The organism is Bacillus sp. ISL-75, assembly GCF_018613095.1.
This window is the reverse complement of record NZ_JAGGQX010000060.1, coordinates 1-16,446: the sequence shown is the minus strand read 5'-3', so window position 1 is coordinate 16,446 and position 16,446 is coordinate 1. Positions and strand designations below refer to the sequence as shown.

Sequence of the window (16,446 nt, the reverse complement as noted above, 5' to 3'; positions counted from 1 at the left end):
TTCCCGGGGTTATCTCAGTCTTACAGGCAGGTTGCCCACGTGTTACTCACCCGTCCGCCGCTAACCAACAGGAGCAAGCTCCTATTGGTTCGCTCGACTTGCATGTATTAGGCACGCCGCCAGCGTTCGTCCTGAGCCAGGATCAAACTCTCCAAGAAAGTTGATTAGCTCATTTTGTTACGTTGGCTTAGTTTCTTAATTGAAACTAAAATTTTTGTTTGTTTGCACGATTTTGTTTGTTTAGTTTTCAAAGAACAATTTCTCTATCGCCTAAAAGCGACTTTATTATCTTATCAAGTTATCAACCAGAAGTCAACAACTTTTTTCATTTGCATTTCATCGTCTCTGTGACGACTTTTCATATATTACAGCATATAAAAGGATTGGTCAATACTTTTTTATAAATTTGTTTTCCAAAAAGAAAAACCGCTTTTTTCAGCGGTTTTAGATCTAGAGTACCCAATGTTGAATAGCAGCTAAAGCGATTAGACCCGGGATTCCTAAAAATCCTGAAATAGCCGATGTAGCAAAATTAATCGGCACATGAATGCCATAGCGGTTACCCGCAGCATTTAAGAAGAATAAAAATAGCGCTCCAATGACTAATTTAATAGCAGCCTGTCCAACCAATCGAGCAGGCTTAAAAGGTGCACCCGTAAATAAAAGGATAAGTATGAGCCCTCCGAGGATGGATATTACGATAATTGGTTCCAAAAAAGCTATCCCCCTTCTTAAGTCACTTTGTTTCAACTTATGTACAAGCTGATTAAAATAGACCTAAAAAAAGATATAGCTTGTTTATGATCTCATTAAGGTAACATTCCGCTGCTTTGCTTCTCTTAATAGAAAGATATATTTTGCCTCGGCAATTTTTGTTTGGCAAATCACTTCTTCGGAAGGATCAAAACTTTTTTCCAACAGCAGCTTTTCTTGCTGCCAATGTTCTTTATAACGATTCAACTGCATTAAGAGCTTTTCATTATACTCCTTACGCAGCCGACCTTTACGCTGAAAAAACATGACTGATTCCTCCGCGTCTTTTTAAAATTCTCTCCGGCCTTCAATCGCTTTCGATAAGGTTACCTCATCCGCATATTCAAGATCCCCGCCAACAGGTAGCCCATGCGCAATTCTTGTCGTTTTAATCCCTGATGGCCTTAACAAACGTGAAATGTACATCGCGGTTGCTTCCCCTTCAATATTAGGGTTAGTCGCTAGGATCACTTCAGTAACTGTTTCATCCTGAAGACGTTTTAAGAGGTCAGGAATATTGATATCCTCAGGACCTATCCCATCCATCGGGGAAATCGCCCCATGCAGGACATGGTACAAACCGTTGAATTCCTTCATTTTTTCCATCGCTATCACATCTTTAGGATCTTGGACGACACATATGATACTTCTATCCCGTCGTTGGTCCTCACAAATATAACATGGATCCTGATCCGTGATATGACCACAGACAGAACAATAGGTTAGATTTCTTTTGGCATTCACTAGTGCTTTGGCAAAATCAAGCACCGTATCCTCTTTCATACTTAGGACAAAAAAAGCCAGACGACCGGCCGTTTTTGGGCCGATACCTGGCAGCTTCATAAAGCTGTCAATCAGCTTAGATATTGGTTCAGGATAATGCATCTTTTGCTATTCCACTCCTAAAAAGGAAGGTTCATTCCTTTTGTAAATTGCCCCATCGTACTGTTTGTTAACTCTTCTACCTTTTTAAGAGCATCATTTGTTGCAGCTAAAACAAGGTCTTGAAGCATTTCGATATCATCCGGATCGACTGCCTCTGGTTTGATAATAACATCGACAACTTCCTTATGACCGGTTACCACTACTGTGACCATCCCGCCGCCAGCAGATCCTTCAATCTTCTTTTCACCTAACTCTTCTTGTGCTTTCGCCATTTCCTTTTGCATCTTTTGCATTTGTTTCATCATATTTTGCATATTTCCCATTCCGCCACCACGCATCATAACCATCTACCTCCAATTAATTAGTTATTAATCAATAATTTCCACAAATTCTTCGCCAAATATTTTCTTCGCCTCGGCAATATGTGGTTCTTCTTCCTTAGGTGCTTCACTGGTTTCTCCTTCAGCACCATCATGACTATTCAAAAAGTTTTCGCGGATTGGCAGCCACTGGTCTTCAGGAACACCTAACAGGATGAATCTTTTGCCGGTTAATTTATTTAATGCGGCGATCACAGCATCAAGAAAATCCGCACGATTCATTGCCATTTGACAAATCATCTCATGCTTGAATTTTATAATAAAAGCAGTCGAGGACGCTGCAATCGGCTCTGCATCGTTTAACAGGGCGGCTTGTGATTTTAAAAGACTAGCCCGCAATTCGCCCCAATTGGCTTTGATGACATTTAGATCGCTTTTCGTTGCCTGCTTTAATACTTCATTGATTTTTCCAACTGCAGGCTGAAATGTTTTTTTAGAGGACCTTGGCGCAGACTTCTGCGCTTGTGTTGCGGCATCTTGCGGGACTGCCGCCACACCAGTTTCCTTTAAATGCTGCAGTTCGGTCTCAAGCTGGCCGATTCTTGTTATTAATTGTTCAATTTGTGCTGGATTTGCTTGCTCTGTGTGTTTAACTTCCAATTGACATAACTTAACGATCGCTACTTCAAGGAAAATTCTTGGATGATTGGTCCAGCGCATTTCTTGTTGCGTTTTATTCAAGAGATCGATGAGCTGATAAATCTGCTCCATTGAGATGGTTTCAGCCATGATTCGAAAATCATCATCAAGCATCACTCTTTCAAGGGATTCTTCAAGGTTTGGTGCTGTTTTATAAAGCAGCATATCACGATAAAATAAAATTAAATCCTCAATAAAGCGCATTGGGTCTTTTCCATGAAATAAAAGTTCATCCAGTGCTTCTAACCCGCTTGCAACATCCTTTTCCCGGAAGGCTAAGGCCAGCTTATTCAAAAATCCCTGCGATACTGATCCGGTTACAGTTAAGGCATCCTCAATGGACACCTGGTCCTGGCTATACGATATGGCCTGATCTAATAAACTGAGCGCATCACGCATCCCGCCATCTGCTGCCCGGGCAATCAATTGCAGGGCCCGCTCATCACAATTAACCCCAGTTTCCTCAACGATTAATTTCATCCGTTTGACGATTGCTCCAGCAGTAATTCTTCTAAAGTCAAAGCGCTGACATCTTGAAATAATGGTTAAGGGGATTTTATGAGGTTCTGTCGTTGCTAAAATAAAGATCACATGCTTTGGCGGTTCTTCTAATGTTTTTAACAATGCATTGAATGCGCTAATGGATAGCATATGTACTTCATCAATAATATAGACCTTATAATTAACCGAAGTAGGTGCAAATTTGACCTTATCAAGAACATCACGCATTTCCTCCACACGTGAGTTTGAAGCAGCATCAAATTCCAGCACATCCGAGATCGTCCCATTGGTGATTCCGAGACAGGCAGCACATTCATTACATGGCTCTGAAACCGGCGAACGTTCACAATTAATCGCCTTTGCTAATATTTTAGCCGCACTTGTTTTCCCTGTTCCTCTCGGTCCTGAAAAAAGATATGCATGTGATATCTTTTGTTGAAGCAGGGCGTTTTGCAATGTCTTGGTTACATGTTCTTGTCCTACTACATCAATAAATGTTTGAGGCCGCCAAACACGGTATAAAGCCTGATAAGCCAAAAGACAATCGCCCCCTTCAAATTTTTCATCTTTCCACTTTTCTTATTATACCTTAACCATTTTGGTTTTTACAAAATGAATCTAGTTGAATGTACAAAAAAACTCATCCCAATTCTGAGATGAGTTAATTTATGTAATATAACAGCCGTGCACCTTCCGTCGACTAACGCCCATAAGCGTTACTTAAGCAGTTAGCTCGGCCCAGGCAACCCTGCGGCACATGGGAGCGTCCACTTAATGCTGCTTCCTTCCGGACCTGACATGGTTCATGGATTCCCATTGCGCAGGACCCGGGCGTCAACACCACTTACTTAAGGCAGACCCTACAGGTCGTTAGCCTCGGGAAGGGATTCAGTCCCGCTAGAGCGGATTGCGGGTACAGGGCACCGCTACCTCCCCACCTAGCACGGCAAAGTTGATACCAAAGTTTAGTGCGTCTCTATGACGCTTTCTTAGTATACAAATATTCTTGGAAAAAAGCAATCACTATTCACTGTCAGTTTTTGTAAGTTCATCCTTTTGCACTTTTTTCTCGAGCTTTTTCCGCTCTCTTATTTTTCGAAAAAAGTTGGAGAGTATTTGCCCGCACTCTTTTTCTAATACACCGCCGATAACCTCACTCTGATGGTTGAAGCGCTCATCCTCCAAGAGGTTCATGAGTGTACCCGCACAGCCGCCCTTAGGGTCAGCTGCACCATAAACGACTCGTTTGACCCTTGATAACATGATTGCCCCTGCGCACATTGGGCAAGGCTCTAACGTTACATAAAGGACAGCCTCTTCAAGGCGCCATGAGCGCAGTTCCTTGCAGGCTTGATCAATCGCTAATAGTTCAGCATGGGCGATGGCATTTTGCTCGTTCTCGCGTAAATTGTGGGCCCGAGCAACAACCTTTCCTTCTATTACAATAACGGCTCCAATCGGCACCTCTTTCAGCTCTTCTGCTTTTTCAGCTTCCTTTATTGCTTCTCTCATAAAATCTTCATCTTGCATGCGCTCAATTGTCATCATATTTCCCCTTTAAAAACTCAATTTAACGAAAAAAATTGCCGGTCATCTTAATTAACGACCATTATAATTTTTGGCAGGCTGATTTACATAAAATTATTGATGTTTGCCGCAATGAACTTAGTTAGCCTATTTTTGAGGTATTGCTTCCGGAATAGAATGATTTATTCTTATTCAAACCGAAGCATTCGGCCTTTTACGGAATGACGCTCAACACACTGCTGCACCAGCTAAAAGTAACTAGTACAGATGTAATTTATCAGCATTATATCATTTATCCGCTCCCTCCCTCATAAAATAGTTGCAACGCATATTTGCCAAGGAGGGATTAGGATGCAAATCCATGTGATAAAAAGTAATGAATCCTTAACTACAATCGCTAGGACTTATCATACAACCGTTCAAGATATCGTTGAGGCCAATGATTTACCCAATCCAAACAATCTAATTATCGGACAGTCGCTTGTCATTCCAATCATCGGTCACTTTTACTTCGTGCAGCCAGGCGATTCCTTATTCTCCATATCAAGAAAGGTTGGCGTCCCTTATCAACAGCTGGCCACCATCAATCGGATTAATGTAAATCAACCACTTAATGTAGGCTTTCGTCTCTATATACCTCAAGGTAAAAAAAGAAACGCAGAGTTTAACGCGTACGTTGAACCGCGCGGCACCACTGTAGCCCCTGTCTTAGAAACCAGTGCCCGTGAAGCCGCACCTTATCTCACGTATTTAGCCCCCTTTAGCTTTCAAGCGCGGCGCGACGGCACCTTGAAAGAACCATTGCTTAATAACTTTCCTGCCATTGCTAGAGCCAATCGGAATGTCTTAATGATGGTCATTAACAATCAAGAAAATGACCAGTTCAACGATGAGCTCGGACGGATTCTTTTGAATGATATGGCCATTCAAGATAAATTTCTTAACAACATTGTCTCCACTGCCAATAAGTATGGCTTCCGTGATATTCACTTTGACTTTGAGTTTTTACGCCCTGCTGACCGCGAGGCCTATAATCGCTTTTTACGAAAAGCAAAACAAAGATTCTCACGTCAAGGCTGGCTCATGTCAACCGCCCTGGCCCCAAAGACTAGTGCAACCCAAAAAGGGAAATGGTATGAGGGGCATGATTATAAGGCCCACGGGGAAATCGCTGACTTTGTCGTCATTATGACCTATGAATGGGGGTATAGCGGCGGCCCTGCGATGGCGGTATCGCCCATTGATCAAGTGAGAAGAGTATTGGAATATGCGATAACAGATATTCCTTCGAATAAGATTATGATGGGACAAAATCTATATGGCTATGATTGGACACTGCCATTCGTGCAGGGGTCAGTGGCAAAGGCAGTGAGTCCACAACAAGCGATACAGCTGGCCGCAAGCCACAATGTCCCGATTCAATATGACACAAAGGCACAGGCCCCATTTTTTAAATATAGCGATGCCGGGAAGCAGCATGAGGTTTGGTTTGAGGATGCCCGCTCGATCCAAGCAAAGTTTGATTTAATTAAAGAGTTAAATATTAGGGGAATGAGCTATTGGAAGCTTGGTCTAGCCTTCCCGCAAAATTGGCTATTAATCGTAGACAATTTCAATGTCACTAAACGTGGGACTTAACTATTTTTATTCAACAAAAACTGCCCTCATTCGGCAGTTTTTTCATATATTTGACATAAACCTGATTACTTCTAAATATTCCTTATCCCTTCCTGAGTGAGATTATGATAGAATAGTCTTTGCATGTTTTACGGTACTAAATAACCAGTTTATCTGGTGAAACATAGAGTGAAGGCAGTTGGAGAAGGAGGACTTGCAATGGGGGATACACCCTTTATTACCGTTGAAGGGCCGATTGGTGTAGGAAAAACATCTCTCGCTAAAGCTATTTCAGCGCAATTTAAATTTGCATTACTAAAAGAGATTGTTGATGAAAATCCATTTCTAGGGAAATTCTATGAAAATATTGAGGAGTGGAGTTTTCAAACGGAAATGTTTTTCCTCTGCAATCGCTTTAAGCAATTAGGGGATATCAATACCCATTTCTTAAGCCAAAAGCAATCTGTCGTAGCGGATTATCATATCTTCAAGAATTTAATTTTTGCTAAGCGTTCATTAAGCAGGGACGAGTATCAAAAATACTATAAAATTTATCAAATCCTTACCGAGGATATGCCGAAGCCTAACGTGATTATTTATCTGAATGCAAGCCTAGACACGCTGTTAAAACGCATCAAAGTAAGAGGGCGTGAAGTCGAAAAAAATATCAGCCCCTTATATTTAGAGCAGTTATCGCTTGACTATGAAGAAACAATGATGATCTTTGAAAAAGAACATCCTGAAATACCAGTTCTTCGTTTCAGTGGAGATGAATTGGATTTTGTAAAAAATGAACATGATTTAAACCATATTATTGGTCAGTTATCATTAGCATTAAAAAAAAGCAGCTGGACTAAAACACTATAGAACAGGGGAATGTTAGTGAGTATCGTAATTGGTGGTATGATAGGTCTTGGAAAAACAAGTGTAGCAGACACATTGAATGCACACTTTCAAAATAGAGGAATAGATAGTAAAGTGTTTTATGAATCGGTGGATGACAATCCGATTCTACCGCTCTATTACGAACTGACACCTGAAGAGTTAGATGCAAGAAGGATTCCTTTCCTTCTTCAATTATTCTTCTTAAATAAACGCTTTAAAACGGTTAAGGAGTGCGTCAGTTGGAGAGAGCCTGTTTACACCATTCAGGACCGTTCCATATATGAAGATTGGTATTTTGCTTATGTAAATAAATCATTAGGCAGAATATCAGATTTGGAATTTAAAATTTACGAAGACTTAGTTGAAAATATGCTTGAAGAGCTAAATGAACTTCCAAGGAAAGCGCCAGATTTAATGGTTTACCTTAAAGGTTCGTTCGATACGGTAATTGATCGGATTATGGCGCGCGGTCGAAGCTTTGAAATAAACCCTGAACTGAAGGAATACTACTTCGAAGTTTGGAAGGGTTATGATGAGTGGGTCATGAATCAGTATGCTGCAAGCGAAGTATTAGTGATTGATATGGATACGACAGACGTCGTAAAAAGTGAAGAAGATGCCACTAAGGTCTGCCGTGCCGTTGAAGATAAACTACAAGAAATATTAAATATGAGAACAGCACATATTGGGTAATCCAATATGTGTTTTTTTATGTCCTTTATTTTTTAGAGCATAAAAAAAATCCGTTACATGTACTGTAACGAACCATTATCTCCAGTTTTTATGCGCGATTGTAAAATATTAATGGAGGAGGAAGAGGGATTCGAACCCCCGCGCGGTATGACCCGCCTGTCGGTTTTCAAGACCGATCCCTTCAGCCAAACTTGGGTATTCCTCCGTATCAACAAAAACTAATTTACCATATTGTTTTTACTATGTCAACATACTAAATAAAAAAACTGGACAAATTTTTGGTCTGCCCAGTTTTTTGTAATTTTAGCTTTGTTAAACTTGTCTGTTGATTTCCGTTCCATGTGCTTCGCTTTCCGCGGGCGTTCCTGGGAGCCTCCTCAGCGCTTCGCGCTTGTGGGGTCTCCCCTGTCCCGTACTCCCGCAGGAGTCTCGCACATTCCACTCCAATCAACAGAGTGTGTAAAATCAACATTTAGCTTTAACACAGCTTTAATTTCACATTGGCTTAATGACTTCGCGGTTGCCCATATATGGACGTAAAGCCGTAGGAATCACGACACTGCCGTCAGCTTGCTGGTAATTTTCTAAAATTGCAGCCACCGTGCGGCCAATCGCGAGGCCAGAACCATTTAAGGTGTGTACATGCTCTGGTTTAGCCTTTGGTTCACGACGGAAGCGAATATTTGCCCGTCTTGCCTGGAAGGCCTCAAAATTACTGCAAGAAGAAATTTCTCGGTAGGTTCCATAACTTGGAATCCAAACTTCAATGTCATATTTTTTTGCTGCGGTAAAGCCAAGGTCAGCTGTACACATGCTTAACACACGGTATGGCAGTTCAAGTAATTGTAATACCCGTTCAGCGTCATTTGTCAGCTTTTCCAGTTCCTGATAAGAATCCTCAGGCTTAACAAACTTAACAAGTTCAACTTTATTAAATTGATGCTGACGAATCAAACCTCGTGTATCACGGCCCGCAGAGCCAGCCTCAGAACGGAAACACGCACTGTACGCGGCGAAGCGGATCGGCAATTCTTCGCCGCTTAAAATCTCATCTCGATGAAGGTTGGTAACAGGTACCTCAGCTGTTGGAATCAAAAAGTAATCTTCATTTTCAATCAAAAAGGCATCTTCTTCAAACTTAGGAAGTTGGCCAGTTCCAGTCATGCTCGCTCTGTTGACTAAATAAGGGGGCAATATTTCTGTATAGCCATGCTCATCAACATGGAGGTCTAACATGAAACTCATTAATGCACGTTCTAAACGAGCTCCTAACCCTTTATAAAAGACAAAACGGCTTCCAGTTACTTTACCAGCTCGTTCAAAATCCAGAATACCTAGTTGATCAGCAACATCCCAGTGAGGCTTGGCTTCAAACTCAAACTCACGCACCTTGCCCCACTGTCTAATTTCAATATTATCATCCTCGGTTTCACCAACTGGAACACTTTCATGCGGAATATTTGGAATGCTCAACATCAAAAGCTCTAATGACTCTTCAACCACTCGTAATTCATCATCAAACGTTTTAATCTGGTTACCAACCTCACGCATTTCTTTAATTAAGTGATCGGCATCCTGCTTTTCACGCTTTAAAGAAGCAACCTGCTGGGAAACCTCATTTCGCCGGCTTTTTAACTTTTCTGTTTCCACGATCAATTCGCGTCTTCTTTGGTCGAGTTCTTCAAATTGGTCGAGAGCAGATAAATCTTCTCCACGCTTTTGAAGTTTTGCTTTTACATCTTCAAAATCAGCTCTTAACACTTTAATATCTAGCATAATAACAGCGCTCCTTTTTTATAAAAATATTTTAGATTCGACTTGCTTCACGGGCGCATCCGATTAAAAATAAAAAAACTCCCGCCCCTAATACAGGGACGAGAGTTACTCGCGATACCACCCTGGTTGACAGAAAAAACTGTCCACCTCGAAAAAACGTTAACGGTTTCAACCGAAAGTACTTACTGACCTCATGAGGAGGTGTTCCGCACCTTGCTCGAGGAGGGATTCACAAGCTTCATCCACCGGTTCACACCAACCACCGGCTCTCTAGAGAATGAATCTCCTGTTACTAGTTCCTCTCATTGCTTTAATCTTTATTTAGATTTTGTAATTTTAAATTACTATAATTATAAACCAAATGCAACCCAATTATACCAGATGTTTAGCCTTAGATTCCTTCACCATCTCGACGAAGTACGCCGTAAGGCCATGATTATCCGTCAACTCAGGATGGAAGGAACAGCCTAGAAATTGTCCTTCCCGTGCGGCCACGATGCGGTCATTATGCTTGGACAGAATTTCAACATTCTCTCCCGCCTCAACGATGTGCGGTGCACGAATAAATACTGCTGGGAAGCTTTCAGCAACGTCTTTAATCGCAAGGTCCGCCTCAAAGCTGTCAACTTGGCGTCCAAACGAGTTACGTTCCACCTTAATGTCCATTACACCGATGTGTGACTCGTTATAGCCAACAAGATCTTTGGCTAATAAAATGAGCCCCGCACAGGTTCCGAACATAGGTTTACCTTCTTGAGCAAATTCTTTAAGGGCATCCATAAAATCATATTTGTCAATTAAACGTCGCATTGCTGTACTTTCTCCGCCAGGAAGAATGAGGCCATCCACTTCTTGTAGTTCTTCTTTTCTTTTGATTGCGACGGCCTCTACACCGCATGCTTCTACCGAGCTCATATGTTCACGGACTGCCCCTTGTAGAGCAAGAACGCCGATTCTAATCATCTTACCATCCACGCTCCTGCATGCGTGCTTCAGGTGCTAGTGATGAAATTTCGATCCCTTTCATTGGTGTTCCAAGATCCTTTGAAAGTTCAGCAATTAATTTATAGTCTTGATAATGTGTAGTTGCTTCAACAATCGCTCTAGCAAATTTCGCTGGGTTTTCTGATTTAAAGATACCAGAACCAACAAATACACCGTCCGCTCCTAATTGCATCATTAACGCAGCATCAGCAGGTGTTGCCACACCACCAGCAGCAAAGTTAACAACTGGCAGCTTGCCAATGCGTTTAATTTCTAAGAGGATTTCATATGGTGCACCTAATAGCTTTGCTTCTGTCATAAGCTCGTCCTCATTCATTGCAACAACTTTACGGACTTGAGCATTTACCTTACGGATATGGCGGACTGCTTCAACAATATTACCTGTTCCTGGTTCGCCTTTTGTACGAAGCATAGATGCTCCTTCACCAATCCTGCGGGCAGCCTCACCAAGGTCACGACAGCCGCATACAAACGGTACAGTATAATCTCTTTTATTTAAATGGTATTCTTCATCAGCAGGTGTTAAAACTTCACTCTCATCGATATAGTCAACACCCATTGCTTCAAGAATGCGCGCTTCTACAATATGTCCAATTCTTCCTTTAGCCATTACAGGGATCGTCACAGCACCCATAACTGCTTCAATGATTCTAGGGTCTGCCATTCTTGCTACACCGCCAGCCGCGCGGATATCTGAAGGAACACGCTCTAAAGCCATTACTGCTACTGCTCCTGCTTCTTCAGCAATTTTCGCCTGCTCTGCATTAACAACATCCATGATGACGCCGCCCTTTTGCATTTCAGCCATACCACGTTTTACGAGATCAGTACCTGTTATCATTTCTAAATCCCCCTAATTATTTCTTGTAATATTAAGAAAAATTTTCTCATAGTTTCAGAAATCTTTATTAATTTAGTCGGAATTATTTTAACCCCATAAAAACATTAAAGCAACAAAAAAGGATTCCTGTCAAGACAAGAATCCTTTTCGGTTACATCCTATTATTTCCACCTAGGGCTTCCTACCGTTTGAATTTACTTAAAACCATCCTTTAACAGCAGTAGAAATTCCATGCCAGACATCACCAAAAAAACTACCGATGCCTCTCATCATTAACACAAACCAGTTTGACTTTTCTACATCATTTGCAGCAATCACATCAACCTTGACCTTTTGTTGACCTGCTGCTGTTAAGAACTTAACTTTTCCACCATTTTTTGGTGCAACAGTTAAGTAACCAACCGTTTCACCTTTTTTAATTGGTGCGGTTAGCTCACCGTTTTTATTTAGTTTCTTTTTATCTAGTACAAGGACTGGTTTATAATCTTTTTTTCCGCCATTCTGAATCATCAGATTTATAGCTGATTTCGTATAGATTTTTACTTGATCCTCTTTTCCTTTAACAACAGGAACAGTTTTCTGATCTTTTACTTGATAATGTTTAGGAACAAGCTTTTCCTTCGTATAATTGCTGAAAGCATAATCCAGCATTTTTTTCGTTTCACCAAAGCGTGCCTTATACCCATCGTTTTTGCCGCTAATATCCTTAGCATTTTGAACAACAGTTATAAATCGTTTACCATCACGGCTTGCTGTCCCTGTAAAACAGTAGCCTGCAAAATCAGTGGTACCTGTTTTAAGCCCGTCCATGCCTTGATAACCATAAACCAATGATGGCAGCATCCAGTTCCAGTTTTGCATTTCTATTCTATCTTCTGTTCCTTCTCGGAATACCTTTTTAGGCGTACTAGCCGTTTTTAGAACATCTGGATAATCATTAATGAGATGAAAAGCTAATGTCGCCACGTCATGAGGGGACATAACGTTTTCTTCATCTGCTCCTGTTCCTTCTGGTTGATCACCGTTATAATCTTTATTATTCAAACCGGTGGAGTTTACAAATTTACTATTTTTCAATCCTAATTTTTTTGCCTTGTCATTCATCATTTTCACAAAATTCGTTTCCGTACCGCCAATGACTTCAGCTAGAGCAATGGTTGTCCCATTTGCAGAATAAATAGCCATTGCTTCATATAATTCTCGAACATTATATTTTTCACCAAGGCGTAATGGAACATTAGATAAACCAGTCGGCTGTGAGATTTTATAAACAAGATCACTTACTGTATATTCCTGATCCCATTTCACTTTTCCATGTTTTACAGCATCGAGTAAAAGATACTCAGTCATCATTTTCGTCATACTGGCAATTCCTAATGGACTGTCAGCATTCTTTTCATATAAAATCCTGCCCGTTTCTCCATCAACCAAAATAGCTCCGTCTGCATTCACATTTAATGCTGCGTCTGCCTTCGCTATATCAACACCAGCAAATAGTCCAAAAAACATAATCATTGCCATTGCACTGGCAATACATTTCCGATAAAAATGTTTGTTCACTTTAACGCCCTCCAAGAATTTATACACTTTGGTTATTTTAACATAACTCTATGGCAAATCATAGACGGAGCTATGAACCATCTTATGGCTATTTTTGAAAGCCTCTCAAACATTCCTAGGCCTTTTTTCATAAAAAAACAGAGAAGCCGTGCTTCTCTGTTTTAAATATTATAGCGAGTAATTTGGAGCCTCTTTTGTGATTTGGACATCATGTGGATGACTCTCTCTAAGACCCGCTCCGGTCATTTTAATAAATTGTGCCTTCATCCTTAATTCCTCAAGGTCTTTAGTTCCACAATAGCCCATTCCTGACCTGAGGCCGCCGATCAGCTGATAAATGGTTTCTGCTAACGGCCCTTTATATGGGATCCGTCCTTCAATTCCTTCTGGAACGAACTTTTTATTATCTTCTTGGAAATAGCGGTCTTTAGAACCTTTTTCCATTGCTGCAACGGAACCCATGCCACGATATACTTTAAAACGTCGCCCTTGGAAGATCTCTGTCTCACCTGGACTCTCTGTTACCCCAGCCAATAGACTGCCAAGCATAACAGCATGTCCACCAGCTGCCAGTGCTTTCACGATGTCACCAGAGTATTTGATGCCGCCATCAGCAATAATCGTTTTACCATGCTTGAGCGCTTCTGTTGCACAATCATAAACAGCGGTAATTTGCGGAACACCAACACCTGCTACAACCCTTGTCGTACAAATAGAGCCAGGTCCAATTCCTACTTTTACCACATCTGCTCCTGCCTCAATTAAGGCTTTGGTTCCTTCAGCTGTTGCCACGTTTCCAGCAATAATGGTGAGGTCAGGATACGCAGTTCTGATTTCCTTTACCATATCAAGGACACCTTTTGAATGTCCATGGGCTGTATCGAGGACAATCACATCGACATTCGCTTTTACAAGCATATCCACACGTTTCATTGTGTCGCTTGTTACACCGACCGCAGCTCCGGCTAATAAACGGCCTTGGCTATCCTTAGCGGAGTTTGGAAATTCAATAACCTTTTCGATATCTTTAATTGTTATTAGCCCTTTTAAAACACCCTGCTCATTTACAAGCGGAAGTTTTTCAATTTTGTAGCGCTGCAGAATCTTCTCTGCCTCTTTTAACGTCGTTCCGACTGGGGCTGTGACAAGTTTCTCTTTGGTCATTACGTCAGAAATTTTAAATGAATAATCTAGGTCTGAAATAAAGCGAAGATCCCTATTGGTGATAATACCGATAAGCTTTTGTTCTTCAAAGTTATTTACGATTGGTACTCCGGAAATACGATATTTTCCCATTAAATGCTCCGCGTCAAACACTTGGTGCTCTGGTGTTAGGAAAAATGGATCAGTAATAACCCCGCTTTCCGATCTCTTTACCTTTTCAACCTGCTCCGCTTGCTGATCAATGGTCATATTTTTATGAATGACCCCTAAACCGCCTTGGCGAGCCATTGATATAGCCATTTCTGATTCTGTTACTGTATCCATCCCAGCACTTATGATTGGAATGTTCAGCTTTACACTTGGTGATAATTCCACTTGCATGTTTACATCTCTTGGCAATACCTCAGATTTACCAGGAATTAATAATACATCATCAAACGTTAAACCTTCTTTTGAAAATTTACTTTCCCACATTTTTATGGCCCCCAGGAAAAAAATATTATTTGTAGGTTATCAATTGGATAAAATACTGTCAAGGAATAAGTATTAGTCTGATTCTTCTGAAAAAGGTGATATAGTCTTGGATATTGAATATAAAGATTGGAAAAGCTACTCTTGCTTCTTTTCGGCAGAATACTGCCAGCGCTTTTTAAAAGGTTGTTACCAAAAGCGTCAGATCGAGAATCCTGAACAAAAAAGCTATGAAAATTGTTATGCCTTTCTTTATTATCTTGAACACGGACAAATTTATTATCAACAAGCAGAAAGCTCTCCTCTTATTATAAAACCAATTTTACTTTTTTATGGTCTCGTCCATTTAATTAAAGCATGTATATTAACCATTGATCCTGCTTATCCAGAAACAACGGCGGTTTTAGCACACGGAGTTTCGACAAGGAAAAGGAAGAAGCAGAATTATCACTTCTTTCAAGATGAAGTTAAATTTCAAAAAAATGGGCTTTTCCCCTTCATCTCTGAAAAATTGTTTCACATGAAACAATTGGAAGGGGAGAAAGTCATTATGGAGGAATTACTACAGCTTATACCAGAACTGGATGATTTATTCTTTTTACTTGAAGGGAAAAGGACATTTATTAAGTTACAAACGGATTATAAACAGTTTTTTGTACCTGAAACCGTATTAGATCATTTTCATATGACAGAAAATCGGTTTAAGGAATTTTTGACATCTAAGTTTGAAAAAGGAGTGGAATTTTCAAATGATGGTCTGGCATTTTCGATGAACACAACTTCTCTTTTTGGAAATTCTCCACTTAAATATAATATTGAGAATGAAACCTTTGCATTGCCTCTTAATAAAGAGAATTATTTCAATTTTCCAGAACTATTGGTCCATTATTTATTGCTTTACAATTTAAGTATGATCGCCCGCTATGAAACAGAATGGTGGAGTGAGCTGACCAAAATGATGCCAAATCAGGATTATCCATTCATATGTTCTTTTCTTGATGTCACCATGCAGAAAGGACCCTTTTTGATTTATCAGTATTTGATGGGATAGTAACTATGACCATCCTTATGTTACCGTTTAAGAATTTTTTCCTCTTCTTCGGTAACATAAGGCCCTTTTTGTTACCGTCGATGGCTTTTTTTCAGTTGTATGGGCACAATTATTCTTTTTTGTGACCGGTCCAGGCTTTTTTCCTCTTCCATGGGCACAATTATTCTTTTTTGTAACTGGTCCAGGGTCTTTTCCTCTTCCATGGGCACAATTATCATTTACTAATCACCCATACATAAATCTTCGAAAACACAAAAAGACAACCTTCTCAGGTTGTCTTAGATGTGCCTGGCAACGTCCTACTCTCACAGGGACGCGTGTCCCAACTACCATCGGCGCTGAGAAGCTTAACTTCCGTGTTCGGTATGGGAACGGGTGTGACCTTCTCGCCATTGCTGCCAGACTATTTTGTTGAGGTATCATTCCCTCAAAACTAGATAATGCAGAAGAAGTTTGTAAAACGAGTATGCCTTAAAAATTGGTTAAGTCCTCGAACGATTAGTATCAGTCAGCTCCACATGTTACCACGCTTCCACCTCTGACCTATCAACCTGATCATCTTTCAGGGTTCTTACTAGCTTGCGCTATGGGAAATCTCATCTTGAGGGGGGCTTCATGCTTAGATGCTTTCAGCACTTATCCCGTCCGCACATAGCTACCCAGCGATGCCCTTGGCAGAACAACTGGTACACCAGCGG

At 40.8% G+C, this 16,446-nt stretch carries 15 protein-coding genes, 1 tRNA gene, 3 rRNA genes, 1 other RNA gene and 1 other annotated feature; of the genes, 4 read left to right on the top strand and 16 right to left on the bottom strand.

Annotation, left to right across the window (positions count from 1 at the left end; translation table 11 throughout):
- The 8 genes from J7E63_RS22755 to tadA all read right to left on the bottom strand — a co-directional run.
- Nucleotides 1–158 (bottom strand): 16S ribosomal RNA (locus J7E63_RS22755); the annotation flags it as partial.
- A gap of 292 nt (nucleotides 159–450) precedes the next feature.
- Nucleotides 451–714: a pro-sigmaK processing inhibitor BofA family protein gene (locus J7E63_RS22750; RefSeq protein ID WP_088084904.1), complete on the bottom strand. Its 264-nt coding sequence runs from the start codon at nucleotides 712–714 to the stop codon at nucleotides 451–453.
- Between the two features lie 84 nt (nucleotides 715–798).
- Entirely contained in the window at nucleotides 799–1,020 is a 222-nt protein-coding gene (locus tag J7E63_RS22745; RefSeq protein WP_088084903.1) for a YaaL family protein, read from the bottom strand.
- A 21-nt stretch (nucleotides 1,021–1,041) separates the two neighbouring features.
- Entirely contained in the window at nucleotides 1,042–1,638 is a 597-nt protein-coding gene (gene recR / locus J7E63_RS22740) for a recombination mediator RecR (RefSeq protein WP_088084902.1), read from the bottom strand.
- A gap of 17 nt (nucleotides 1,639–1,655) precedes the next feature.
- Nucleotides 1,656–1,976 (bottom strand): YbaB/EbfC family nucleoid-associated protein, encoded by a 321-nt coding sequence (locus tag J7E63_RS22735; RefSeq protein ID WP_168245863.1) that lies wholly within the window; start codon nucleotides 1,974–1,976, stop codon nucleotides 1,656–1,658.
- 30 nt (nucleotides 1,977–2,006) lie between these two features.
- Nucleotides 2,007–3,695, bottom strand: coding sequence for a DNA polymerase III subunit gamma/tau (gene dnaX, locus J7E63_RS22730; protein ID WP_215016734.1), 1,689 nt, complete (start codon nucleotides 3,693–3,695; stop codon nucleotides 2,007–2,009).
- Nucleotides 3,696–3,840: 145 nt separating this feature from the next.
- Nucleotides 3,841–4,105, bottom strand: an RNA gene (ffs, locus tag J7E63_RS22725) — signal recognition particle sRNA large type.
- 76 nt (nucleotides 4,106–4,181) lie between these two features.
- On the bottom strand, nucleotides 4,182–4,697 hold the full coding sequence (gene tadA / locus J7E63_RS22720; protein ID WP_215016736.1) for a tRNA adenosine(34) deaminase TadA: 516 nt from the start codon (nucleotides 4,695–4,697) through the stop codon (nucleotides 4,182–4,184).
- Between the two features lie 339 nt (nucleotides 4,698–5,036).
- Between tadA and J7E63_RS22715 the strand changes: the two genes are divergently transcribed.
- From J7E63_RS22715 to J7E63_RS22705, 3 genes are all read left to right on the top strand, one after another.
- A complete protein-coding gene (locus J7E63_RS22715) occupies nucleotides 5,037–6,323 on the top strand; it encodes a glycosyl hydrolase family 18 protein (protein WP_215016732.1) in 1,287 nt (428 codons plus the stop codon).
- Nucleotides 6,324–6,521: 198 nt separating this feature from the next.
- The gene (locus J7E63_RS22710) at nucleotides 6,522–7,169 is read left to right on the top strand and encodes a deoxynucleoside kinase (protein ID WP_215016730.1); all 648 of its coding nucleotides are present in this window, start codon (nucleotides 6,522–6,524) and stop codon (nucleotides 7,167–7,169) included.
- 15 nt (nucleotides 7,170–7,184) lie between these two features.
- Nucleotides 7,185–7,880, top strand: coding sequence for a deoxynucleoside kinase (locus tag J7E63_RS22705; RefSeq protein ID WP_374193784.1), 696 nt, complete (start codon nucleotides 7,185–7,187; stop codon nucleotides 7,878–7,880).
- Nucleotides 7,881–7,992: 112 nt separating this feature from the next.
- On the opposite strand, the gene J7E63_RS22700 is transcribed toward J7E63_RS22705, so the two are convergent.
- From J7E63_RS22700 to guaB, 6 genes are all read right to left on the bottom strand, one after another.
- Nucleotides 7,993–8,085: transfer RNA gene (locus J7E63_RS22700), tRNA-Ser, on the bottom strand.
- 290 nt (nucleotides 8,086–8,375) lie between these two features.
- A complete protein-coding gene (gene serS, locus J7E63_RS22695; protein WP_215016726.1) occupies nucleotides 8,376–9,656 on the bottom strand; it encodes a serine--tRNA ligase in 1,281 nt (426 codons plus the stop codon).
- 91 nt (nucleotides 9,657–9,747) lie between these two features.
- Nucleotides 9,748–9,971 (bottom strand) — a binding site (T-box leader).
- 57 nt (nucleotides 9,972–10,028) lie between these two features.
- The gene (gene pdxT, locus J7E63_RS22690) at nucleotides 10,029–10,619 is read right to left on the bottom strand and encodes a pyridoxal 5'-phosphate synthase glutaminase subunit PdxT (RefSeq protein ID WP_215016724.1); all 591 of its coding nucleotides are present in this window, start codon (nucleotides 10,617–10,619) and stop codon (nucleotides 10,029–10,031) included.
- Between the two features lies 1 nt (nucleotide 10,620).
- Nucleotides 10,621–11,502, bottom strand: a complete 882-nt coding sequence (gene pdxS / locus J7E63_RS22685) for a pyridoxal 5'-phosphate synthase lyase subunit PdxS (protein WP_215007932.1) — start codon at nucleotides 11,500–11,502, stop codon at nucleotides 10,621–10,623.
- Nucleotides 11,503–11,700: 198 nt separating this feature from the next.
- Nucleotides 11,701–13,017 (bottom strand): D-alanyl-D-alanine carboxypeptidase family protein, encoded by a 1,317-nt coding sequence (locus J7E63_RS22680; RefSeq protein ID WP_251028199.1) that lies wholly within the window; start codon nucleotides 13,015–13,017, stop codon nucleotides 11,701–11,703.
- Nucleotides 13,018–13,230: 213 nt separating this feature from the next.
- Nucleotides 13,231–14,700: an IMP dehydrogenase gene (gene guaB / locus J7E63_RS22675; protein ID WP_215016722.1), complete on the bottom strand. Its 1,470-nt coding sequence runs from the start codon at nucleotides 14,698–14,700 to the stop codon at nucleotides 13,231–13,233.
- Between the two features lie 106 nt (nucleotides 14,701–14,806).
- On the opposite strand from guaB, the gene J7E63_RS22670 reads away from it, so the two are divergent.
- On the top strand, nucleotides 14,807–15,748 hold the full coding sequence (locus J7E63_RS22670; protein WP_215016720.1) for a YaaC family protein: 942 nt from the start codon (nucleotides 14,807–14,809) through the stop codon (nucleotides 15,746–15,748).
- Nucleotides 15,749–16,034: 286 nt separating this feature from the next.
- On the opposite strand, the gene rrf is transcribed toward J7E63_RS22670, so the two are convergent.
- Nucleotides 16,035–16,151: ribosomal RNA gene (gene rrf / locus J7E63_RS22665) — 5S ribosomal RNA — on the bottom strand.
- 75 nt (nucleotides 16,152–16,226) lie between these two features.
- Nucleotides 16,227–16,446, bottom strand: a 23S ribosomal RNA gene (locus J7E63_RS22660); the annotation flags it as partial.